Origin of the sequence: Pseudomonas sp. B37(2017), from assembly GCF_002112885.1 — a bacterium.
GTDB lineage: Bacteria > Pseudomonadota > Gammaproteobacteria > Pseudomonadales > Pseudomonadaceae > Aquipseudomonas > Aquipseudomonas paraglycinae.
In genome coordinates this window covers 1-22,877 of sequence record NZ_NEIX01000002.1, presented here as the reverse complement: position 1 = coordinate 22,877, position 22,877 = coordinate 1, and the positions used below count along the sequence as shown (strand labels likewise).

Below are 22,877 nucleotides of genomic sequence, written 5' to 3'. Positions count from 1 at the left end.
GGAATCTGCAATCGCGTCAGGGACATGCGCGCCAGCCCCTTGGAATCGGGACAATGCACCGCATTGTATAGAGAGAAGCGATGCACGCAGGCGCGGATTTGCGCCTTTGGTCTGTTAGAATCGCGTTTTTCGGGGCCGCCATATCAACAGCCGCGCCCCTGTTCGTATCAGCAAGCGCCGCCGAGCGCAGAGAGAGCCTGTATGACCGTCACCCTCAAAACCCCCGAGGACATCGCTGGCATGCGTGTCGCCGGCAAACTGGCCGCCGATGTGCTGGAAATGATTGCCGAGCACGTCAAGCCGGGCGTGACCACCGATGAGCTGAACCAGATCTGCCACGACTATATCGTCAACGTGCAGCAGGCCATCCCTGCCCCGCTCAACTACAAGGGCTACCCGAAGTCGATCTGCACCTCGATCAACCACGTGGTCTGCCACGGTATCCCGAACGACAAGCCGCTGAAAAACGGCGACACCCTGAACATCGACGTCACCGTGATCAAGGACGGTTACCACGGCGACACCAGCCGCATGTTCCACGTCGGTACCGTGCCGGTCTGGGCCGAGCGCCTGTCGCAGGTCACCCAGGAATGCATGTACAAGGCGATCGAAATCGTCAAACCCGGCTGCCGCCTCGGCGACATCGGCGAAATCATCCAGAAGCACGCTGAAAAGAACGGCTTCTCGGTGGTGCGCGAGTTCTGCGGTCACGGCATCGGCAAAGTGTTCCACGAAGAGCCGCAGATCCTGCACTACGGCCGCGCCGGCACCGGCATGGAACTGAAGGCCGGCATGACCTTCACCATCGAGCCGATGATCAACCAGGGCAAGGCCGACACCAAAGTACTGGGCGACGGCTGGACCGCGATCACTAAGGATCGCAAGCTGTCGGCACAGTGGGAACACACTTTGCTTGTCACAGACACCGGCTACGAGATTTTCACCCTGCGCAGCGACGACACCATCCCGCGCATCTCGGCCTGATCCAGACACCGTTCCCAGCCTATAGAAGGAAAGCCAATCGATGCCGCAGGTGGATCCCGAACTCTTCGACCGCGGTCAGTTCCAGGCTGAACTGGCCCTGAAAGCGAGTCCCATCGCGGCGTTCAAGAAGGCGATCCGCCAGGCCCGCGAGGTGCTCGATGCACGTTTTCGGGCCGGTCGCGACATCCGGCGACTGATCGAAGACCGGGCATGGTTCGTCGACAACATCCTGCAAAAAGCCTGGGACCAGTTCGACTGGAGCGAAGACGCCGACATCGCGCTGGTCGCGGTCGGCGGCTACGGTCGCGGCGAATTGCACCCCTATTCCGACATCGACCTTCTGATCCTGCTGGACAGCGCCGACCACGAAATTTTCCGCGATTCCATCGAGCGCTTTCTGACGCTGCTGTGGGATATCGGCCTGGAAGTCGGTCAGAGCGTTCGCTCGGTCGACGAATGCGCCGAAGAGGCCCGCGCCGACCTGACGGTGGTCACCAATCTGATGGAAAGCCGCACCATCTGCGGCCCCGAGCGCCTGCGCCAGCGCATGCTCGACGTCACCAGCACCGCACACATGTGGCCGAGCAAGGATTTCTTCCTGGCCAAGCGCGCCGAGCAGAAGGCCCGCCACCACAAGTACAACGACACCGAATACAACCTGGAACCCAACGTCAAAGGCTCGCCGGGCGGACTACGGGATATTCAGACGATTCTGTGGGTGGCCCGTCGTCAGTACGGCACCCTGAACCTGCGCGCCCTGGCCGGCGAAGGATTCTTGGTCGAGAGCGAAAACGCCCTGCTGGCCTCCTCCCAGGAATTCCTCTGGAAGGTGCGTTACGCCCTACACATGCTGGCCGGTCGCTCCGAAGACCGCTTGCTGTTCGATCACCAGCGCACCATTGCCGGGCTGCTGGGTTTTGAAGGCGACGACGCCAAACAGGCTGTCGAAAACTTCATGCAGCAGTATTTCCGGGTGGTGATGAGCATCGCCCAGCTCAGCGACCTGATCATCCAGCACTTCGAGGAAGTCATCCTCGCGCCGGAAGACGAAGCGCCGCCGCAGCCGATCAACTCGCGTTTCCAACTGCACGACGGTTACATCGAGGCACGCAACGACAACGTATTCCGCCGCACGCCGTTCGCCATGCTCGAGATCTTCGTGCTGATGGCCCAGCAGCCGGAAATCAAAGGTGTGCGTGCCGACACCATTCGTCTGCTGCGGGAAAACCGTCACCTGATCGACGACAACTTCCGCAACGACATCCGCAATACCAGCCTGTTCATCGAACTGTTCAAGTGCAAGATCGGCATCCACCGCAACCTGCGGCGGATGAACCGCTACGGCATTCTCGGGCGCTACCTGCCGGAGTTCGGCTTTATCGTCGGGCAGATGCAGCACGACCTGTTCCACATCTATACGGTCGATGCGCACACGCTGAATCTGATCAAACACCTGCGCAAGTTGCAGTACACCCAGGTGTCGGAGAAATTCCCGCTGGCCGCCAAGCTCATGGCCAAACTGCCCAAGCCTGAACTCATCTATATGGCGGGCCTGTATCACGACATCGGCAAGGGCCGGCATGGCGATCACTCGGAGATCGGCGCGGTCGATGCCGAGGCGTTCTGCCAGCGTCACCAACTGCCGGTGTGGGACAGCCGCCTGATCGTGTGGCTGGTGCAGAACCACCTGGTAATGTCGACCACTGCCCAACGCAAGGACCTGTCCGACCCGCAGGTGATTCATGACTTTGCGCTGGCGGTCGGTGACGAAACCCGTCTCGACTACCTGTACGTGCTGACCGTGGCCGACATCAACGCGACCAACCCGACCTTGTGGAACTCGTGGCGCGCCAGCCTGTTGCGCCAGCTCTACACCGAGACCAAGCGCGCCCTGCGCCGTGGCCTGGAGAATCCGGTGGATCGCGAAGAGCAGATCCGCCAGACCCAGAGTGCGGCGCTGGACATCCTGGTACGCGGCGGCACCGATCCGGATGACGTCGAGCAATTGTGGGCGCAACTGGGCGACGACTACTTCCTGCGCCACACCGCCGGCGACGTGGCCTGGCACACCGACGCGATCCTCCAGCAACCGGCCGACGGCGGTCCGCTGGTGCTGATCAAGGAAACCACCCAGCGCGAATTCGAGGGCGGCACGCAGATCTTCATCTACGCGCCGGACCAGCACGACTTCTTCGCCGTGACCGTGGCCGCGATGGACCAGCTCAACCTGAACATTCACGACGCCCGGGTCATCACGTCCAGCAGCCAGTTCACCCTCGACACCTACATCGTGCTCGACACCGATGGCGACTCGATCGGCGACAATCCGGTCCGCGTCAAACAGATTCGCGACGGCCTGACCGAAGCCCTGCGCAACCCGGCCGACTACCCGACGATCATCCAGCGTCGGGTGCCGCGCCAGCTCAAGCATTTCGCGTTCGCCCCGCAGGTGACGATCCACAACGACGCCCAGCGCCCGGTAACGGTGCTGGAGCTCACGGCACCGGATCGCCCGGGCCTGCTGGCACGGGTCGGCGGGATTTTCCTCGAGTTCGATCTGTCGCTGCAGAACGCCAAGATCGCCACCCTGGGCGAGCGGGTGGAAGACGTGTTCTTCATCACCGACGCCCACAATCAACCGCTGTCCGACCCGCTGCTGTGCAGCCGTTTGCAGGATGCCATCGTCGAACAGCTGAGCGTCAATCAGGAACCCGATATCAAACTGTCGCGCATCAGCATTTGATTGCGCGCCCGGATTCAACCGCTTTGCACGAGATCCCGCACCGATGAACAACGCTCTGTCCCAGCTTCAGCCCTACCCGTTCGAAAAGCTCCGCGCCCTGCTCGGCAGCGTAACGCCAAACCCGGACAAGCGCCCGATCGCGCTGTCCATCGGCGAACCGAAGCATCGCTCGCCGAGTTTTGTCGCCGAGGCTTTGGCGAACAATCTGGATCAGATGGCGGTGTACCCGACCACCCTCGGCATTCCGGCCCTGCGCGAAGCCATCGCCGCCTGGTGCGAGCGTCGCTTCAGCGTGCCGGGCGGCTGGATCGACCCGGCGCGCAACGTGCTGCCGGTCAACGGCACCCGTGAAGCGCTGTTCGCCTTCACCCAGACCGTGGTCAACCGTGGCGATGACGCGCTGGTCGTCAGCCCGAACCCGTTCTATCAGATCTACGAAGGCGCAGCGTTCCTCGCCGGCGCCAAGCCGCACTACCTGCCATGCCTGGACGAGAACGGCTTCAACCCGGATTTCGACGCCGTTTCGCCGGACATCTGGAAACGCTGCCAGATCCTGTTCCTGTGCTCGCCGGGCAACCCGACCGGCGCGCTGATTCCGGTCGACGTGCTGAAAAAGCTGATCGCCCTGGCCGACGAATACGACTTCGTGATCGCCGCCGACGAGTGCTACAGCGAACTGTACTTCGACGAACAGACTCCGCCGCCGGGCCTGCTCAGCGCCTGCGCCGAACTGGGTCGCAAGGACTTCAAGCGTTGCGTGGTGTTCCACAGCCTGTCCAAGCGCTCGAACCTGCCGGGCCTGCGCTCCGGTTTCGTTGCCGGCGACGCCGACATCCTCAAGGGCTTCCTGCTGTACCGCACCTACCACGGCTGCGCGATGCCGGTTCAGACCCAATTGGCCAGCGTCGCCGCGTGGAATGACGAAGTGCACGTACGCGCCAACCGTGCGCTGTATCGCGAGAAGTTCGATGCCGTGCTGGCGATCCTCAGCCCGGTGATGGACGTGCAGCGTCCGGATGGCAGCTTCTACCTGTGGCCGAATGTGCAAGGCGACGATGCCGCGTTCTGCCGCGATCTGTTTGCCGAAGAACACGTGACCGTGGTGCCGGGTTCGTACCTGTCCCGCGACGTCGATGGCGTCAACCCGGGCGCCGGGCGCGTGCGCATGGCACTGGTTGCGCCGCTGGCGGAATGCGTCGAGGCTGCCGAACGCATCCGCGATTTCGTTTTGCGCCACAAGTAATGCCTGAACGCCCGTGCCGGGCAATCCGGCACGGGCGATCAAATATCACGTAACAGTTCCCCTCCTTTTCTACCCCACTCCCCTGCCCGCCAGACGTTAGTCTTGAGCGGCACCGTTCGCTGCGCCTCACTAAAAACCGACCTTTGACTTCATGGAAGAAGTGAAAAATGACAGAACTGCTCGATTGCCAACTCAACCAATGGCCCGACGATCAGGCGGCGTATATAGCCGCCATCAACGAAAATCCGGCCAATGCCGGCACCGCGACCGGCACTCGCCGCAAGCGCTCCGTCGTCAACTACTCAAAATTGTGGGCCAATGGCCGCACACTGAAGATCGCCTTTCTGGATGCGCCCGATACCGATCACAAAAAGAAGATCATCGACGCCGCCAGCCAGTGGTTGCCGTACATCAACCTCACGTTTGAATTCGTCGATGACCTGCTGGGCGACATCCGCATCGCCACTAAAAACAACGACAACAGTTCGATGCTCGGCACCGATGCGCTGCTGATTCATCCGGACTATCCGACCATGAACCTGGGCGTAAAGCCGGATCACCAGGACTTCGAAGTGATCGTGATGCACGAGTTCGGGCATGCACTGGGCGCGCTGCATGAACATCAGCACCCACAGGCAAAGATTCCGTGGGATAAACCCAAGGTGTATGAGTTCTACAAAAATCGCGAGATGAACCCGCTGACCGAGGAGCAGGTCGACAGAAACCTGTTCGCCTCCTTCGACACGCTGGACGCGATCTACACCTCCTACGATCGCAGGTCGATCATGCACCACCCCGTGGCCAACACTTTGACGGTGGGCAACTGGGAAGTGCCGATCAACCGCACGATCAGCAAGAAAGACAAACGCCTGATGAGATTGCTCTACCCCGGTTAACGCTTTGCCTATTTGACCTGCCCCAGGTTGGCCTCACTCAAGTCGAGCTCACCCAAAACTTCCCTCAGCACGTCATCACCGATCTGGTGCTGACGGCTGAGGCTGTACAACTCGAGGCGTTGCGCGCGCAGTGCCTTGAGCCGCAGACGGCGCTCGAGCAGATCCATCTGGAACGCCAGCGCCTGGGCTTCGGCCGAATCGTTGAAGACCTCAAGCTGATGACGATATTCAGACATGATCCGCGCCTTGAGCTCCGCTGCCAGTGCGGCTTGCGCGGCGTCCTGCGGGTTGACCTCTTCGGTTTCCAGCGCATGAATCGCTGCTTCCGCGGTCTTGCGCCAGGCGTCGCGCACTTCCTGCCGGCGTTTGTCGTCCGGGCTCTTTTCGATGCCGCGCAACAGCAACGGCAGCGCAATACAGGCCGCCACCAGCGACAACAGGATCACCCCGGCGGCGATGAAGATCAGCAGATCGCGCTCGGGGAACGCCTCGCTGCCCATCAGCATCGGCACCGACATCACGCCCGCCAGGGTCACCGCACCGCGTACGCCACCGACAGTCAGCAGCCAGCAGGAACGGGCGGTCGGTACTTGCGTCAGATCACCCTTGCCCCGCAGACGGCGCAATAGCACCGACAGACGCCAGATGCTCTGTACCCAGATGAAACGCAACAGCACCAGCGCCAGGAAGATCGCCACCACATCGAGACAGCGATAGAACAGGGTCGGCCATAACGAGGTCTCGTGGCTGACCACCGCCTTGATAATGTCCGGCAGTTGCAGACCGAGCAGCAGGAAGATCAAGCCATTGAAGGCGAATTCCAGCAACGACCACACACTGCGGTTGAGCAAACGCGTGCTGGTCTGGCGCGGCAGCAGGTCGAGCCAGCTCTGCATCATCCCCGCTGCCACTGCCGAAAGAATGCCCGAGGCGCCAAGCCGTTCGGCCAGCACGTAAGCGGCAAACGGCAGCAACAACATGAACACCACGTGGGTCGCCGGATCGTCCCAGCCCCGGGCAATCATCCAGGCGCGTAACCGGCCGACCAGCCAGCTCAGCGCCACACCCACCGCCAGTCCGCCGACCGCCACCAGCACGAATGTCAGGCTGGCATTGGCCAGTGAAAATGCACCGGTGATCGCCGCGACCAGCGCGAACTTGAACGTCACCAGGCCTGACGCATCGTTCATCAACGCCTCGCCCTGCAACATATGCATCAGCGGCGTCGGCAAACGGTTTTGCGCGATGGCCGAAACCGCCACGGCGTCGGTCGGCGACAGCACCGCCGCCAGCGCAAAGGCCACCGGCAATGGAATTGTCGGCAGCAGCCAATGAATGAAGTAACCGGCACCGACCACGGTAAACAGCACCAACCCGACCGCGAGCGTCAGCACCGGCCCGCGCAGGCGCCACAATTCGCGCTTGGGCATGCGCCAGCCATCGGAAAACAGCAGCGGCGGCAGGAACAGAAACAGGAACAGTTCGGGATCGAGGGCCACGTGCAGGCCGAGGGTCGGCCAGGCCAGCAAGGCGCCAGCGGCGATCTGTACCAGCGGCAATGGCAGCGGAATCACCCGTCCCACCAGGCGCGAGACACTGACCAGCATCAGCAGGATCAGGACGGTATAAGCAGTTTGCATAAAGCGGAAATCCCGGACAATCGACAGCGTTGAACTGCCATATTAGCCGCTTAGGCTGTGGCTGACCGTTGCACCTATGTCGCAGGCGCCCACAGCAATAGCAACCTCGGCGCCGCGAAACCGTCTGGTCATGGCATAATCCGACACCATTTTTTTCCAGCACCTGTAAAGGGGGCAATTCCTTGACCGTTTCAAGCAAAACGTTGCACCTTTTCGGCATCAAAGCCTGCGACACCATGAAAAAGGCGCGCACCTGGCTCGATGAACACGCTGTCAGCTATGACTTCCACGATTACAAGACCGCCGGCATTGACCGCGAGCACCTGACCCAATGGTGCGACGAGCATGGCTGGCAAACGGTGTTGAACCGCGCAGGTACGACCTTTCGCAAACTCGACGACGAACGCAAAGCCGATCTCGACCAGTCGAAAGCCATCGAACTGATGCTCGCTCAACCCTCGATGATCAAGCGCCCGGTGCTCGATCTCGGTGACCGAACCCTGATTGGCTTCAAGCCAGATATCTACGCGGCCGCCCTCAAGTAAGCAGCCCGTCACTTTTTGTAGAGGTATTCACATGTCCAACTCCCTGTTCAGTATTGCCTTCGGCGTCGGCACCCAGAACCGTCAAGGCGCATGGCTGGAAGTGTTCTACGCCCAGCCGCTGTTGAATCCTTCGGCCGAATTGGTTGCCGCTGTTGCACCGATCCTCGGCTACACCGAAGGCAACCAGGCCATCACCTTCACCACCGCACAAGCTGCGCAACTGGCTGAAGCCGTGAAAGGCATCGACGCGGTACAAGGCAAGTTGCTGACCCGTCTGGCCGAAAGCCACAAGCCACTGGTCGCCACCCTGCTGGCCGAAGACGCTCAGCTGACCTCGACTCCTGAGGCTTATCTGAAGCTGCATCTGCTGTCCCATCGTCTGGTCAAGCCGCACGGCGTGAGCCTGGCCGGGATCTTCCCGCTGCTGCCAAACGTGGCCTGGACCAGCCAGGGCGCGATCGACCTGAGCGAACTGGCCGAGCTGCAACTCGAAGCCCGTCTGCGCGGCGAGCTGCTGGAAGTGTTCTCGGTGGACAAGTTCCCGAAAATGACCGACTACGTGGTACCGGCCGGCGTGCGTATCGCTGACGCTGCACGTCTGCGCCTGGGCGCCTACGTGGGCGAAGGCACCACCGTGATGCACGAAGGTTTCATCAACTTCAACGCCGGCACCGAAGGCCCGGGCATGATCGAAGGCCGCGTATCCGCTGGCGTATTCGTCGGCAAGGGTTCGGACCTGGGCGGCGGTTGCTCGACCATGGGCACCCTGTCGGGCGGCGGCAACATCGTGATCAAGGTCGGCGAAGGCTGCCTGATCGGCGCCAACGCCGGTATCGGTATCCCGTTGGGCGACCGTAACACCGTCGAGTCGGGCCTGTACGTGACCGCCGGCACCAAGGTGGCGCTGCTGGACGAGCACAACAACCTGGTCAAAGTGGTCAAGGCCCGTGAGCTGGCAGGTCAGACTGACCTGCTGTTCCGTCGCAATTCGGAAACCGGCGCTGTGGAATGCAAAACCCACAAATCGGCGATCGAACTGAACGAAGCGCTGCACGCTCACAACTAAGCGCCGCTGTGACCTCCTGTGGGAGCGGGCTTGCTCGCGAAGACGGTGTGTCAGTCACCCTTGATTTCGACTGACACGACGCTTTCGCGAGCAAGCCCGCTCCCACAAGGTTCGGTTTACACCCGCCCAAGTTCACAGGGCTGAACAGATGATGATTCCCTCCCCCTGGCGCGCCGATTTCCCGGCCATCGCCGCCCTGCAACGGCAAGACCAGACTTACCTGGACAACGCCGCCACCACGCAAAAACCCCAGGCCCTGCTCGACGCGCTGGCGCATTACTACGCCAATGGCGCGGCCAACGTGCATCGTGCGCAGCATCTGCCCGGCGCCCACGCCACGCAGGCGTTCGAGGACAGCCGCCTGAAGGTTGCCCAGTGGCTGAATGCCGGTGACAGCGGGCAGATCATCTTCACCCACGGCGCCACCAGTGCGCTGAATCTCCTGGCGTATGGCCTGGAACATCTTTTCCATCCGGGCGATGAAATTGTCATCAGCGCCCTGGAGCATCACGCCAACCTGCTGCCGTGGCAGCAACTGGCGCAACGTCGCGACCTGAAGCTGGTGATCCTGCCGCTGGACGATGACGGCGTGATCGACCTCGCCGCCGCCGTTCACCTGATCGGCCCGCGCACCCGTTTGCTGGCAGTCAGTCAGTTGTCCAACGTGCTTGGGGCCTGGCAACCGTTGCCGGCGCTGCTGGCGATGGCCAAGGCGCACAACGCGCTGACCGTGGTCGATGGCGCTCAAGGCGTGGTTCACGGCCGGCATGACGTGCAGGCGCTAGGTTGCGACTTTTACGTTTTTTCCAGCCACAAGCTGTACGGCCCCGATGGCCTTGGCGTGCTGTTCGGGCGCAACGCAGCGCTGGAGCAACTTCGCCCGTGGCAGTTCGGCGGCGAGATGGTGCTGGAAGCCAATTATCACGACGCGCGTTTTCGCCCGGCGCCACTGGGCTTCGAGGCCGGAACGCCGCCGATTGCCAGCGTGATCGGCCTCGGTGCGACTCTCGACTACCTCGCGGGTCTGGATCAGGACGCGGTGTCCGCCCACGAAGCTGCGCTGCACGATTATTTGTTGCGCGGCCTCGCGGCCCGCAACGGCATCCGTCTGCTGGGCAAGCCGCAACTGGCGCTGGCCAGTTTTGTCGTCGAAGGCGTGCACAACGCCGATCTGGCGCACTTGCTGACCGAACAGGGCATCGCCGTACGTGCCGGGCATCACTGCGCGATGCCACTGCTCAAGCGTTTCGAACTGGCCGGGGCGATCCGTGTGTCGCTGGCGCTGTACAACGATTCCGAGGATCTGGAGCGCTTCTTTGAAGCGCTGGATCAGGCGCTGGAGTTGTTGCGATGAGCCTGCCGGTCGAAGCCGCCGAGGCGCTGCAAACGTTTCAGAACGCCGCCGGTTGGGAACAGCGGGCGCGACTGTTGATGCTGTTTGGTGATCGCCTGCCACCGTTGAGCGATGCAGACAAGTGCGAGGCCAATCGGGTGCACGGCTGTGAGAGTCAGGTATGGCTGGTCGGTGAATTGCGCGACGGTCACTGGCAGTTCGCGGCCAGCAGCGATGCGCGGATGATTCGCGGGTTGGTGGCGTTGCTGTTGTTGCGGGTCAACGGTTTGACCGCCGGCGAATTGCAGTTGGTTGATCTGCCGGACTGGTTCAATCAGCTGGGACTGTCGCGGCAGTTGTCGCCTTCGCGCAGCAATGGCTTGAATGCCGTGCTGCAGCGGATGCGTGAACTCGCCCCTAACTGATCGTTTAATGATCGTTCCCACGCTCTGCGTGGGAATGCCTCAACGGACGCTCCGCGTTCGGCTCTTGATTTGGGACGCAGAGCGTCCCGGGCTGCATTCCCACGCGGAGCGTGGGAACGATCGATCACGCAGCCCTGGGCTTCAGGCCTGCGGCTTGACCCGATCCGCCGGGCGCCGAACGCCCGCTACAATCTTGTCCACGGCCTTGGTCGCCGCGACCATGCCGAACGTCGCCGTCACCATCATCACCGCGCCAAACCCGCCGGCGCAGTCCAGCTTCACACCGTCGCCGACAAAACTCTTCTGCAGGCAAATGCTGCCGTCCGGTTTCGGATAGCGCAGCTGTTCCGTGGAGAACACGCACGGCACGCTGTAATGGCGGGTCACGGTGCGCGAGAAACCGTAGTCGCGACGCAGCGTCGAGCGCACTTTCGAAGCCAGAGGATCGTTGAACGTACGGTTGAGGTCGCAAACCTGAATCAGCGTCGGATCGATCTGCCCGCCCGCCCCACCGGTGGTGATGATCTGGATCTTGCGCCGTTTGCACCAGGCAATCAGCGCGGCCTTGGCGTTGACCGCGTCGATGCAGTCGATCACGCAGTCGATGTTCGGCGTGATGTATTCGGCCATGGTGTCGCGGGTGACGAAGTCCGCCACGGCGTGCACCTTGCAGTCCGGGTTGATCCCGCGCAGACGCTCGGCCATCACCTCGACCTTGGGCTTGCCGACGGTGCTGTCCAGCGCATGCAGCTGCCGGTTGGCGTTGCTGACGCAGACGTCGTCGAGGTCGAACAGCGAAATCTCGCCCACCCCGCAACGGGCCATGGCTTCCGCCGCCCAGGAACCGACGCCGCCGACGCCGACAATCGCCACATGGGCTGCACGCAGGCGCTCAAGGCCCTCGATGCCATACAAACGGGCGATGCCTGCAAACCGCGGATCTTCTGTACTCATGACCATTACCCTAAAAACCGGCGCGCATTATAGGGCCGTCGGCGGCCAAGAGCATCTTTGCGCTATGAACGGCGGACGCGCCTGCTTTAATTAAAGCTGCACGTAACAAAGATTTGTCTTACACGCTGAAACGAAAGAACTTAAGTCAGGTTGGATTGCCCAACGTCCAGCATTTCCCTGTCTCTTGTAGGACTCGGCGAACTGCCGGTGTAGGATGCGCGCCCTCCTGGCGTCAACCAGCCGACCCTTCGTTCCACAGCCTTTGGAACCCGACACAGCTATGTCATCGCGTAAATTTGGACTCAACCTGGTGGTGGTTCTGGCAATCGCCGCCCTGTTCACCGGTTTCTGGGCGCTGATCAACCGCCCCGTCTCCGCGCCGAACTGGCCGGAGCAGATCTCCGGTTTCTCCTATTCACCGTTCCAGCAGGGACAGTTCCCACAGAAGGATCAGTATCCGTCCGACGATGAAATGCGCCGCGACCTGGAGATCATGAGCAAGCTGACGGACAACATCCGCATCTACTCGGTCGACGGTTCCCTGCAGGACATCCCGAAACTGGCTGAAGAGTTCGGCCTGCGCGTGACACTGGGGATCTGGATCAGCCCGGACCAGGAACGCAACGAGCGGGAAATCACCCGCGCCATCGAACTGGCCAACACCTCGCGCAGCGTGGTTCGAGTGGTTGTCGGCAACGAAGCGATCTTCCGCAAGGAAATCACCGCCCAGGAACTCAGCGCGCTGCTCGACCGCGTGCGCGCGGCCGTAAAAGTGCCGGTGACCACCTCCGAACAGTGGCACGTCTGGGAAGAGCACCCGGAGCTGGCCAAGCACGTCGACCTGATCGCCGCCCACGTTCTGCCCTACTGGGAATTCATTCCGGTGGACAAGGCCGGGCAATTCGTTTTCGACCGCGCCCGCGACCTGAAAAAGATGTTCCCGAAAAAGCCGCTGCTGCTGTCCGAAGTGGGCTGGCCGAGCAACGGTCGCATGCGCGGTGGCGCCGATGCGTCGCCGGCGGATCAGGCGATCTACCTGCGCACGCTGGTCAACAAACTCAATCGCCAGGGCTTCAACTACTTCGTGATCGAAGCGTTTGACCAGCCATGGAAGGCCAGTGACGAAGGTTCGGTCGGCGCTTACTGGGGCGTGTTCAACGCCGCGCGCCAGCAGAAATTCAACTTCGAAGGCCCGGTGGTGGCGATCCCGCAATGGCGCGTGCTGGCCATCGGCTCGGTGGTGCTGGCGCTGTTGTCGCTGACCCTGCTGATGATCGACGGCTCTGCCCTGCGTCAGCGCGGCCGTACCTTCCTGACCTTTATCGCATTCCTGTGCGGTTCGGTGCTGGTGTGGATCGGTTACGACTACAGCCAGCAATACAGCACGTGGTTCAGCCTGACGGTGGGCTTCCTGCTGGCGCTCGGTGCGCTCGGGGTGTTCATCGTGCTGCTGACCGAGGCCCACGAACTGGCCGAAGCGGTGTGGATTCACAAGCGTCGCCGTGAATTCCTGCCGGTGGTCGGCGATTCGGACTACCGCCCGAAAGTCTCGATCCACGTGCCCTGCTACAACGAGCCGCCGGAGATGGTCAAACAGACCCTCAACGCCCTAGCCAACCTCGACTATCCGGACTTCGAAGTCCTGATCATCGACAACAACACCAAGGACCCGGCGGTCTGGGAACCGGTGCGCGACTACTGCGAAACCCTCGGCCCGCGCTTCAAGTTCTTCCACGTCTCGCCCCTGGCCGGTTTCAAGGGCGGCGCGCTGAACTACCTGATTCCGCACACCGCCAAGGACGCCGAAGTGATCGCGGTGATCGACTCCGACTACTGCGTGCACCCGAACTGGCTCAAGCACATGGTGCCGCACTTCGCCGACCCGAAAATCGCCGTGGTGCAGTCGCCGCAGGATTACCGCGACCAGAACGAGAGCACCTTCAAGAAGCTCTGCTACGCCGAATACAAAGGCTTCTTCCATATCGGCATGGTCACCCGCAACGACCGCGACGCGATCATCCAGCACGGCACCATGACCATGACCCGTCGCTCGGTTCTGGAAGAACTGGGCTGGGCCGACTGGTGCATCTGTGAAGACGCCGAACTCGGTCTGCGGGTGTTCGAGAAAGGCCTGTCGGCGGCGTATTACCACGACAGTTACGGCAAGGGTCTGATGCCGGACACCTTCATCGACTTCAAGAAGCAGCGTTTCCGCTGGGCCTACGGTGCGATCCAGATCATCAAGCGCCACACCCGCAGCCTGCTGCGCGGCAAGGACACCGAGCTGACGCGCGGCCAGCGTTACCACTTCCTCGCGGGCTGGCTTCCGTGGGTCGCGGACGGCATGAACATTTTCTTCACCGTCGGCGCGCTGTTGTGGTCGGCGGCGATGATCATCGTGCCGCAACGGGTCGATCCGCCGCTGCTGATCTTCGCGATCCCGCCGCTGGCGCTGTTCGTGTTCAAGGTCGGCAAGATCATCTTCCTCTACCGTCGCGCCGTGGGCGTGAACCTCAAGGATGCGTTCTGCGCGGCACTGGCCGGACTGGCGTTGTCGCACACCATCGCCAAAGCGGTGCTGTACGGCTTCTTCACCAGCAGCATTCCGTTCTTCCGCACCCCGAAAAACGCCGACAACCATGGCTTCTGGGTGGCGATTTCCGAGGCAAGGGAAGAGCTGTTCATCATGCTGCTGTTGTGGGGCGCGGCGCTGGGGATCTTCCTGGTGCAGGGCATTCCGAGCAACGACATGCGCTTCTGGGTGGCCATGCTGCTGGTGCAGTCGCTGCCGTACGTGGCGGCGCTGATCATGGCGTTCCTGTCGTCGCTGCCAAAACCATCGGCGGCGCCTGAACCGGCACCGGTGGTCTAAATCCTTCCGGATGCACTAAACGGCGGCCAATGGTCGCCGTTTTGCTTTAAGATAACCGCCATTTTGCGCGCCTTGCCCCCCAGCTTTCGGAGTTTTCCATGACGGCCCACGCCGACCTTTCGCCGACCCTCCAACTCGCCATCGACCTGATCCGCCGTCCGTCCGTGACGCCGGTCGACGCCGATTGCCAGAAGCAGATGATGCAGCGCCTGGGCGATGCCGGTTTCCAGCTGGAACCGATGCGCATCGAAGATGTGGATAACTTCTGGGCGACTCACGGCAAAGACGACGGCCCGGTGCTGTGCTTCGCCGGCCACACCGACGTGGTGCCGACCGGCCCGGTGACTGCCTGGCAGATCGACCCGTTCAACGCGGTGATCGACGAACACGGCATGCTCTGCGGCCGTGGCGCTGCGGACATGAAAGGCAGCCTGGCCTCGATGACCGTTGCGGCCGAGCGCTTTGTCGCCGACTACCCGGATCACAAAGGCAAGGTTGCGTTCCTGATCACCAGCGACGAAGAAGGCCCAGCGCATCACGGCACCAAGGCAGTGGTCGAGCGTCTGGCAGCCCGTAACGAGCGTCTGGACTGGTGCATCGTCGGCGAACCGTCGAGCACCACGCTGGTGGGCGACGTGGTGAAAAACGGTCGTCGCGGCTCCCTCGGCGCCAAACTGACCGTGCGCGGCGTGCAGGGCCACGTGGCCTATCCGCACCTGGCGAAGAACCCGATCCACCTCGCTGCCCCGGCTCTGGCCGAACTGGCCGCCGAGCATTGGGATCACGGTAACGACTTCTTCCCGCCGACCAGCTTCCAGATTTCCAACGTCAACTCCGGCACCGGCGCGACCAACGTGATTCCGGGTGATCTGGTGGCGTTGTTCAACTTCCGCTTCTCCACCGAATCGACCGTTGAAGGTCTGCAGAAACGCGTCGCCGACATCCTCGACAAGCACGGCCTGGACTGGCACATCGACTGGGCGCTGTCCGGTCTGCCGTTCCTCACCGAGCCGGGCGCACTGCTCGACGCGGTGTCGTCGAGCATCAAGCAGATCACCGGCCGCGAGACCAAGGCGTCCACCAGCGGCGGCACCTCCGATGGCCGTTTCATCGCGACTATGGGTACGCAAGTGGTTGAACTGGGCCCGGTCAACGCGACCATCCACCAGGTCAACGAGCGCGTGCTGGCGGCCGATCTCGACGTGCTGACCGAGATCTACTACCAGACCCTGATCAAGTTGCTCGCCTGATGCTCGCGTGCCCGATCTGCAGTGAACCGCTGACCGCGGTGGACAACGGCGTGGTCTGCCCTGCCGGCCACCGCTTTGACCGCGCGCGCCAGGGTTACCTGAACCTGCTGCCGGTGCAGCACAAGAACAGCCGCGATCCCGGCGACAACCAGGCCATGGTCGAGGCCCGCCGCGACTTTCTGAACGCCGGGCATTACGCGCCGGTGGCCAAGCGTCTGGCGGAGCTGGCGGCGGGTTATGCGCCGGCGCGCTGGGTCGATATCGGTTGCGGCGAGGGTTACTACACCGCGCAGATCGCCGAAGCTTTGCCCGATGCTGACGGTTACGCGCTGGATATCTCGAAGGAAGCGGTCAAACGCGCCTGCAAACGCAATCCGGCACTGACCTGGTTGATTGCCAGCATGGCCCGCGTGCCACTGGCTTCCGGTAGCTGCCAGTTTCTGGCCAGTGTCTTCAGTCCGCTGGACTGGGAAGAAGCCAAGCGTCTGCTCAGCGTCGGCGGCGGTCTGATGAAAGTCGGCCCGACCAGCGGCCATCTGATGGAACTGCGCGAGCGCCTGTACGACGAAGTGCGCGAATACACCGACGACAAGCATTTGGCCCTGGTGCCGGAAGGCATGGCGCTGGCGCACAGTGAAACCCTGGAATTCAAATTGACGCTGGACAAGCCCGAGGATCGCGCCAACCTGCTGGCGATGACGCCCCACGGCTGGCGCGCCAGTGCCGAGCGCCGCGCGGCGGTGATCGAACAGCCCGAGCCGTTCGTGACCACTGTCTCGATGCGCTACGATTATTTCGTTCTTCAATAACTTTTGGTCTCGGGCAAACGACCCGGGGCCGGCTAAATCCGCGAATGGATTTTTCAGACCCGCAGTGAGGACATCCATGCGCCAACCGGACATCGAGATTTACCTGAAAGACGCCGACGTCGACCACAAGGCCATTTCCGCCTGGCTGGGCGCCGCCCTCGGCCCGTGCAGCGACTGGGTACAGAAAGGCCAGACCTACAAGTGCAAGGCCGGCAACATCCCGGTGACCTGGCTGCCGAAAGCCGTGGGCAAGTGGAACAGCCTTTACCTGGAAAGCGATGCGACCCCATGGGACGACGACATCGCCTGCGCCCGCGCAGCCTTTGCCGCGCTGAACGTCGAAGTGCGCTGCGCGCCGGGGACATGGGTCGAGGAAGAAGGTGAAGAGACGGCGGATCGCTGGATTCGCATCAGCGAAGACGGTGAAGAAGAGATCACCTGGAAAACTGCGTAAAAATCAGCAACACAATGCCAATGTTGATCGTTCCCACGCTCCGCGTGGGAATGCAGCCCGGGGCGCTCCGCGTCCCAAAGCGGACGCAGAGCGTCCATTGAGGCATTCCCACGCAGAGCGTGGGAACGATCATTACAGGCCTACAACGTCTTCAGCCTGCAAGCCCTTCTGCCCTTCCACCACCGCGTATTCAACCTGCTGACCCTCGGTCAGCGAACGGTGGCCTTCGCCGCGGATCGCGCGGTAGTGCACGAACACGTCCACCCCGTCTTCGCGCTGAATGAAGCCGTAGCCCTTGGCGTCGTTGAACCACTTCACGTTGCCGGTTTCACGTGTTGCCATCTGTTCATACTCCTTTTTTATTATTGAACAGGCTTTTCGCAGGAAAGCCTTTGAGGAACGTCAGCCTGCGTCCGACGTCCATAAAAGGGCCCCGGCGACAGATCGCCGAGTATATGACAGGCGGCAAAACTCTCAACAGGAGATTACTTCGCCGCTTTTTTGCCGATTTTCCATGAATCCGGCACACTATCGACCGCCCGAGCAAACGCTCGGTTTATCCACTCACGCAGAAGCCGTATGACCCGTTCCCCGTTCCGCCGTCTTGTGTTTGGCACCTTGCGCCGACTGTTGTATCTCTGGGTTCGCTCCGAGACGATCAACCAGTCGTCGTTCACCCTCAACCTCGACCGCAGTCGTCCGGTGTTCTACGTCCTGCAAAATCCATCGCTGACTGATCTGGCGGTGGTCGACACCGAGTGCACCAAGGCCGGCCTGCCGCGCCCGGTGCTGCCGGTATCCGTGGGTTCGCTGATCGAACCGGCGGCGTTCTTCTACCTGACGCCGGACCCGGACTGGCTCGGTCGCCAGGACAAGCGCGGTGCGCCGCCGACCCTGACCCGACTGGTCAGCGCCCTGAGCCAGAACGCTGCCGAAGACGCGCAGATCATTCCGGTCAGCGTGTTCTGGGGCCAGTCGCCGGACAGCGAAAACAGCCCGTGGAAACTGCTGTTCGCCGACAGCTGGGCCGTCACCGGGCGTCTGCGTCGCCTGCTGAGCATCATGATTCTGGGGCGCAAGACCCGCGTGCAATTCTCCGCACCGATCCACCTGCGCGAACTGATCGAACACAACAAGGGCCACGAACGCACCGTGCGCATGGCCCAGCGGATCCTGCGGGTGCACTTCCGCAATCTGAAAGCTGCGGTGATCGGCCCGGACATTTCCCACCGCCGCAACCTGGTCAAAGGCCTGCTCAACCAACCGCTGGTCAAGCAAGCGATCCTCGACGAAGCCGAGCGCGAAAACATCTCCCCGGAAAAAGCCAAGGCCCAGGCCCTGCGCTACGGCAACGAGATCGCTTCGGACTACACCTATACCGCGATCCGTTTTCTGGAAGTGGTGCTGAGCTGGTTCTGGAACAAGATCTACGACGGGATCAAGGTCAACCACATCGAAGGCGTGCAGAAGGTTGCCCAGGGTCACGAAGTGATCTACGTGCCGTGCCACCGCAGCCACATCGACTACCTGCTGCTGTCGTACTTGCTGTTCCGCAACGGCCTGACCCCACCGCACATCGCCGCCGGGATCAACCTCAACATGCCGGTAATCGGCAGCCTGCTGCGCCGTGGCGGTGCGTTCTTCATGCGCCGTACGTTCAAGGGCAATCCGCTGTACACCTCGGTGTTCAACGAATACCTGCACACCCTGTTCACCAAAGGCTTCCCGGTCGAGTACTTCGTCGAGGGCGGGCGCTCGCGTACCGGGCGCATGCTGCAACCGAAAACCGGGATGCTGGCGATCACCATGCGCAGCTTCCTGCGTTCGTCGCGGATGCCGATCGTATTCGTGCCGGTGTACATCGGTTACGAGCGCGTGCTCGAAGGCCGCACCTACCTCGGCGAACTGCGTGGCGCGAGCAAGAAGAAAGAATCGATCTTCGACATCTTCAAAGTCATCGGCGCGCTCAAGCAGCGCTTCGGCCAGGTGGCGGTGAACTTCGGCGAGCCGATCAAACTCGCGGAATTCCTCGACAGCGAACAGCCGGACTGGCGCCAGCAGGAACTCGGCCCGCAGTACAAACCGGCCTGGCTCAACGAAACCACCAACCGCCTCGGCGAGAGGGTCGCGCAGCATCTCAACGAAGCGGCGGCGATCAACCCGGTCAACCTGGTGGCGCTGGCGCTGCTGTCGACCACCCGGCTGGCACTCGACGATCGAGCCATGGCGCGGGTCCTCGATCTGTATCTGGCGCTGCTGCGCAAGGTTCCGTACTCACCGCACACCACCTTGCCGGAAGGCGATGGTCGGGCGCTGATCGAGCACGTGAAGGACATGGATTTGCTGTCCGAGCAGAACGATGCGCTGGGCAAGATTCTGTATCTCGACGAGCAGAACGCCGTCCTGATGACCTACTACCGCAACAACGTGCTGCACATCTTCGCCCTGCCGGCGCTGCTGGCGAGCTTCTTCCAGAGTGCATCGCGCATGAGCCGCGAACAGATCCTGCGCTACACCCGCGCGCTGTATCCGTACCTGCAATCGGAGCTGTTCATCCGCTGGACCCTGGATGAACTGGATGCGGTGATCGATCAGTGGCTGGACGCGTTCGTCGAACAAGGCCTGCTGCGTTTCGAGAAAGACGTGTACCTGCGCCCGGCGCCGAGCTCGCGGCATTTCGTGCTGCTGACACTGCTGTCGAAGAGCATCGCCCAGACCCTGCAACGCTTCTATATGACCGTGTCGTTGCTGCTCAACGCAGGCCAGAACACCATCAGCGCCGAAGAGCTCGAAGACCTGTGCACGGTCATGGCCCAGCGCCTGTCGATCCTGCATGGCCTCAACGCCCCGGAATTCTTCGACAAGAGCCTGTTCCGCCACTTCATCCAGACCATGCTCGATCTGGACGTGCTGCGTCGCGACGAAGCCGGCAAGTTGAGCTATCACGAACTGCTCGGCGAACTGGCCGAGGGTGCGGCCAAACGGGTGTTGCCGGCGGAGATTCGCCTGTCGATCCGTCAGGTGGCCCTGCATCGCAGCGAAGATGCGGCCGATCAGGTCGCCGCCCCTGTGCAAAGCGACTAAATTCCTACAGGCGCCAGGCTTCTTCTGGCGCCGTCGATACGGAGATCTCCGATGAAAAAACTTTCCCTTCTTGCCGCCGCCACCCTGCTCAGCGCTTGCCAGTCGACCTCTCCGGCCGGCAAGGTCAGCCTCGACGGCGAAGTGTTCTACCTGCAACGCATCGCCCTGCCGCCAAGTGCGACCTTGAGCGTAAGCCTGCAGGACGTTTCGCTGGCCGACGCGCCGGCCGTGGTACTCGACGAACAGAAAGGCCCGGTCAAAGGCCAGGTGCCGCTGCCGTTCCACTTGAGCTACGATCCGGCCCAGGTCAAACCCGGCCACCGCTACTCGGTCAGCGCACGCATCGAAGTCAACGGCGAGCTGATGTTCATCACCACCGAAAACCACGCCGTGCAGCTCGATGGCAAGGATCCGCAGCCGCTGAAGATCCGCGTCGACGCCGCCCGCTAACTCTCTCCGAACAAGGAAGCCGCCATGCTCCGCCCTACCCTTCGCTTCGCCGGCCTGTGCGCGGGCCTGATGATCTCCGCCAACGCATTGGCCCTGTCCCTCAGCGACCTGTCGCAAGGCGACGCCACCGGCGGCCTCAAGGATGCCCTGACCCAGGGCGCGCAACTGGCCGTCAAACAACTCGGCACCCCGGGCGGCTTCAGCAACAACCCGGACGTGAAGATCGAACTGCCGGGCAAACTCGGCAAAGTCGCCGGCAAGATGAAAGCCTTCGGCATGGGCGCCCAGGTCGACGAACTGGAAACCGCCATGAACAAGGCCGCGGAAACCGCCGTCACCCAGGCCCAGCCGATCCTCGTCGACGCCGTCAAGAAAATGAGCGTGGAAGACGCCAAAGGCATCCTCAGCGGCGGCAACGACTCGGCCACCCAATACCTGGACAAATCCAGCCGCGAACAGATCCGCACAAAATTCCTGCCCATCGTCAAACAGGCAACCGACAAAGTCGGCGTAGCCCAGAAATACAACGCTTTCGCAGGCCAGGCCGCGACCTTCGGCGTGGTGGATGCGAAGAGCGCCAACATCGAAAGCTACGTGACCGAACAAGCGCTCAATGGCCTGTTCGAAATGATCGGCATACAGGAAGAAACCATCCGCAAGAACCCGGCCGCTGCGGCGACGAGTCTGGCGAAAAAGGTGTTCGGTACGCTCTAAGCCGACACGATACGGGAGTGAGCTGTCTCACTCCCGTTATTCAATCCGTTCCGCCGTCCAATATCGCTGTACGCCACACTCTTGCGATACACATCGGTAAACCCCTCCACCGCCCGCAGAATCACCGAACACTGAAACTCGATGAAGTACGTCAGATCGAGCTCATCGGCTTCGCTGTGCAAATACGACCGCCCGTACTTCACCGGCGCGTTGCGCAGTAAAAGACTGATCGCGATATAGCGAAACGCCGAAAACTCGTGTTTGAACATGAACCAGTAAAACAGCGCCCTGGCGACCCGCCCGTTACCGTCACGAAACGGATGTTCGTAACCCAGGGCAAAGTGCAGCGTGATCGCCTTGATCAGCGGATGCAGGTAGTTTTTTTGCCGAGGTGAACCCTGTGGTTGATTGATCCACTGCGAGAGCAAATCCAGTCGCCTCACCAATCCGGCGGCAGGCGGTGGCGTGTGTACGGTATTCCCTTCGCCGTCCTGCACCACCACTTCATCGTTGGTCCTGAAAAGCCCAGGGTCATACTGCTCGTCATCAATGCCTTCGACACCGACTCGATGGATCGCCGCAATCAACTCCACGCTCAATGGCTCGTAACGTTTTTCCCAGGCGAAATTCATCATCCGGTAATTACCCATGACCATCCGCTCATCCGGCGTACGCGGCTGACGCCGTTGCTTGAGCATGTCCTTGGCAACACGAGTGGTGGTCGCGGCGCCCTCCAGCTGACTGCTGCTGATCGCCTCATCCTCGATCAGATCGTTAAGCAAATAACTGAAATGCGCCCGCTCGCCTATCTGGCTGGTCATGTACTCCAGAGACGCCGTCGTGGTTTGCCGATCAACCACTGAAAGGGCCTTCTGCGCGGTGGGCGTCGGCACAAACTTCCCCCACTGCGCCGGCTCCCCCAGCGGCAGAAGATGAATGTACTGAGCGACCCGCGCCTTCTTAACCAACGCCCAACACAAACGCGCATCCAGCCCGCTGGCCCAGCGATACCGCAAATCCTCAAAAGGCAGATACCGCCCCTGGTCATCCAGCGGCTTGAGCAACGCAAGATAATCCGCCAGACGCTGCTTGTGAGGCGCGCGCATCAACAACTCAAAGACCGGATCGGCCCGACCCTTCAATACCGGCGGTTTCTTCATCAAAGCTGACTCAAACAAGGCTGAAAAACAGCCTCGAGTACAGCACCGCCAACACAGCGACTCAATATCGGAGCCGTCTGAAAAACATGTAGGAAGCGACGCAGGGTCCTACACCATTGTTTTGCTCAGCTGTCAGGCCGCCTTCGCTAGCAAGCTCGCTTGTATGTTTAGACTTGAAGGGGTGGGCGGGACTAAAAGCTCGATTCCGACTCTAGCCAGTACGGACCGTGGGAGACTTCTCGTCCCGCCCTTTCT

The 22,877-nt window shown here is 61.7% G+C and carries 19 protein-coding genes; 15 read left to right on the top strand and 4 right to left on the bottom strand.

What is annotated here, in order from left to right; genetic code table 11:
• The first annotated feature begins 201 nt into the window (after positions 1-201).
• From map to CAF90_RS06520, 4 genes are all read left to right on the top strand, one after another.
• Positions 202-984 (top strand): type I methionyl aminopeptidase, encoded by a 783-nt coding sequence (gene map / locus CAF90_RS06535; RefSeq protein WP_039769663.1) that lies wholly within the window; start codon positions 202-204, stop codon positions 982-984.
• A 40-nt stretch (positions 985-1,024) separates the two neighbouring features.
• Positions 1,025-3,727 carry a [protein-PII] uridylyltransferase gene (locus tag CAF90_RS06530; protein ID WP_007954768.1) on the top strand — a complete coding sequence of 901 codons (2,703 nt, stop codon included), beginning with the start codon at positions 1,025-1,027 and terminating at the stop codon, positions 3,725-3,727.
• Positions 3,728-3,770: 43 nt separating this feature from the next.
• Positions 3,771-4,970: a succinyldiaminopimelate transaminase gene (gene dapC / locus CAF90_RS06525; RefSeq protein ID WP_085605211.1), complete on the top strand. Its 1,200-nt coding sequence runs from the start codon at positions 3,771-3,773 to the stop codon at positions 4,968-4,970.
• 167 nt (positions 4,971-5,137) lie between these two features.
• Positions 5,138-5,866 (top strand): peptidase M12, encoded by a 729-nt coding sequence (locus CAF90_RS06520; protein WP_085605209.1) that lies wholly within the window; start codon positions 5,138-5,140, stop codon positions 5,864-5,866.
• A gap of 8 nt (positions 5,867-5,874) precedes the next feature.
• Here the strand turns inward: CAF90_RS06520 and CAF90_RS06515 are convergent, their stop codons facing one another.
• Positions 5,875-7,506, bottom strand: a complete 1,632-nt coding sequence (locus CAF90_RS06515) for a Na+/H+ antiporter (RefSeq protein ID WP_007954765.1) — start codon at positions 7,504-7,506, stop codon at positions 5,875-5,877.
• Between the two features lie 182 nt (positions 7,507-7,688).
• Here CAF90_RS06515 and CAF90_RS06510 point away from each other — a divergent pair, with 182 nt between their 5' ends.
• From CAF90_RS06510 to CAF90_RS06495, 4 genes are all read left to right on the top strand, one after another.
• Positions 7,689-8,051 (top strand): ArsC family reductase, encoded by a 363-nt coding sequence (locus CAF90_RS06510; RefSeq protein WP_003222107.1) that lies wholly within the window; start codon positions 7,689-7,691, stop codon positions 8,049-8,051.
• A 31-nt stretch (positions 8,052-8,082) separates the two neighbouring features.
• Positions 8,083-9,117, top strand: a complete 1,035-nt coding sequence (dapD, locus tag CAF90_RS06505; RefSeq protein WP_007954762.1) for a 2,3,4,5-tetrahydropyridine-2,6-dicarboxylate N-succinyltransferase — start codon at positions 8,083-8,085, stop codon at positions 9,115-9,117.
• A gap of 148 nt (positions 9,118-9,265) precedes the next feature.
• Positions 9,266-10,471, top strand: a complete 1,206-nt coding sequence (locus tag CAF90_RS06500) for an aminotransferase class V-fold PLP-dependent enzyme (protein WP_085605207.1) — start codon at positions 9,266-9,268, stop codon at positions 10,469-10,471.
• Positions 10,468-10,875: a SufE family protein gene (locus CAF90_RS06495; protein WP_085605205.1), complete on the top strand. Its 408-nt coding sequence runs from the start codon at positions 10,468-10,470 to the stop codon at positions 10,873-10,875. Before CAF90_RS06500 ends, CAF90_RS06495 begins: the two co-directional genes overlap by 4 nt.
• 141 nt (positions 10,876-11,016) lie before the next feature.
• On the opposite strand, the gene tcdA is transcribed toward CAF90_RS06495, so the two are convergent.
• Positions 11,017-11,835, bottom strand: coding sequence for a tRNA cyclic N6-threonylcarbamoyladenosine(37) synthase TcdA (tcdA, locus tag CAF90_RS06490; RefSeq protein WP_039769652.1), 819 nt, complete (start codon positions 11,833-11,835; stop codon positions 11,017-11,019).
• A gap of 274 nt (positions 11,836-12,109) precedes the next feature.
• On the opposite strand from tcdA, the gene CAF90_RS06485 reads away from it, so the two are divergent.
• The 4 genes from CAF90_RS06485 (at position 12,110) to CAF90_RS06470 (ending at position 17,214) form a co-directional block, all read left to right on the top strand.
• Complete coding sequence (locus CAF90_RS06485; protein ID WP_085605203.1) at positions 12,110-14,701, top strand: glycosyltransferase; 2,592 nt, start codon at positions 12,110-12,112, stop codon at positions 14,699-14,701.
• A 98-nt stretch (positions 14,702-14,799) separates the two neighbouring features.
• Positions 14,800-15,951: a succinyl-diaminopimelate desuccinylase gene (dapE, locus tag CAF90_RS06480; protein ID WP_085605201.1), complete on the top strand. Its 1,152-nt coding sequence runs from the start codon at positions 14,800-14,802 to the stop codon at positions 15,949-15,951.
• Positions 15,951-16,760, top strand: coding sequence for a putative RNA methyltransferase (locus tag CAF90_RS06475; RefSeq protein WP_085605199.1), 810 nt, complete (start codon positions 15,951-15,953; stop codon positions 16,758-16,760). The genes dapE and CAF90_RS06475 overlap by 1 nt, the downstream gene beginning before the upstream one ends.
• A gap of 76 nt (positions 16,761-16,836) precedes the next feature.
• Positions 16,837-17,214, top strand: a complete 378-nt coding sequence (locus tag CAF90_RS06470) for a hypothetical protein (RefSeq protein WP_085605197.1) — start codon at positions 16,837-16,839, stop codon at positions 17,212-17,214.
• A gap of 132 nt (positions 17,215-17,346) precedes the next feature.
• Here the strand turns inward: CAF90_RS06470 and CAF90_RS06465 are convergent, their stop codons facing one another.
• Positions 17,347-17,556 (bottom strand): cold shock domain-containing protein, encoded by a 210-nt coding sequence (locus CAF90_RS06465; protein ID WP_007954750.1) that lies wholly within the window; start codon positions 17,554-17,556, stop codon positions 17,347-17,349.
• A 237-nt stretch (positions 17,557-17,793) separates the two neighbouring features.
• On the opposite strand from CAF90_RS06465, the gene plsB reads away from it, so the two are divergent.
• From plsB to CAF90_RS06450, 3 genes are read left to right on the top strand one after another with little or no spacing between them, the layout of a single operon-like run.
• Positions 17,794-20,298 (top strand): glycerol-3-phosphate 1-O-acyltransferase PlsB, encoded by a 2,505-nt coding sequence (plsB, locus tag CAF90_RS06460; protein ID WP_085605195.1) that lies wholly within the window; start codon positions 17,794-17,796, stop codon positions 20,296-20,298.
• 51 nt (positions 20,299-20,349) lie between these two features.
• Positions 20,350-20,748: a YbaY family lipoprotein gene (locus CAF90_RS06455; RefSeq protein ID WP_085605193.1), complete on the top strand. Its 399-nt coding sequence runs from the start codon at positions 20,350-20,352 to the stop codon at positions 20,746-20,748.
• A 24-nt stretch (positions 20,749-20,772) separates the two neighbouring features.
• Positions 20,773-21,462: a DUF4197 domain-containing protein gene (locus CAF90_RS06450; RefSeq protein ID WP_085605191.1), complete on the top strand. Its 690-nt coding sequence runs from the start codon at positions 20,773-20,775 to the stop codon at positions 21,460-21,462.
• Here the strand turns inward: CAF90_RS06450 and CAF90_RS06445 are convergent.
• Positions 21,459-22,622 carry a Fic family protein gene (locus tag CAF90_RS06445; RefSeq protein ID WP_085605189.1) on the bottom strand — a complete coding sequence of 388 codons (1,164 nt, stop codon included), beginning with the start codon at positions 22,620-22,622 and terminating at the stop codon, positions 21,459-21,461. The genes CAF90_RS06450 and CAF90_RS06445 overlap by 4 nt on opposite strands.
• Between the last annotated feature and the right edge of the window lie 255 nt (positions 22,623-22,877).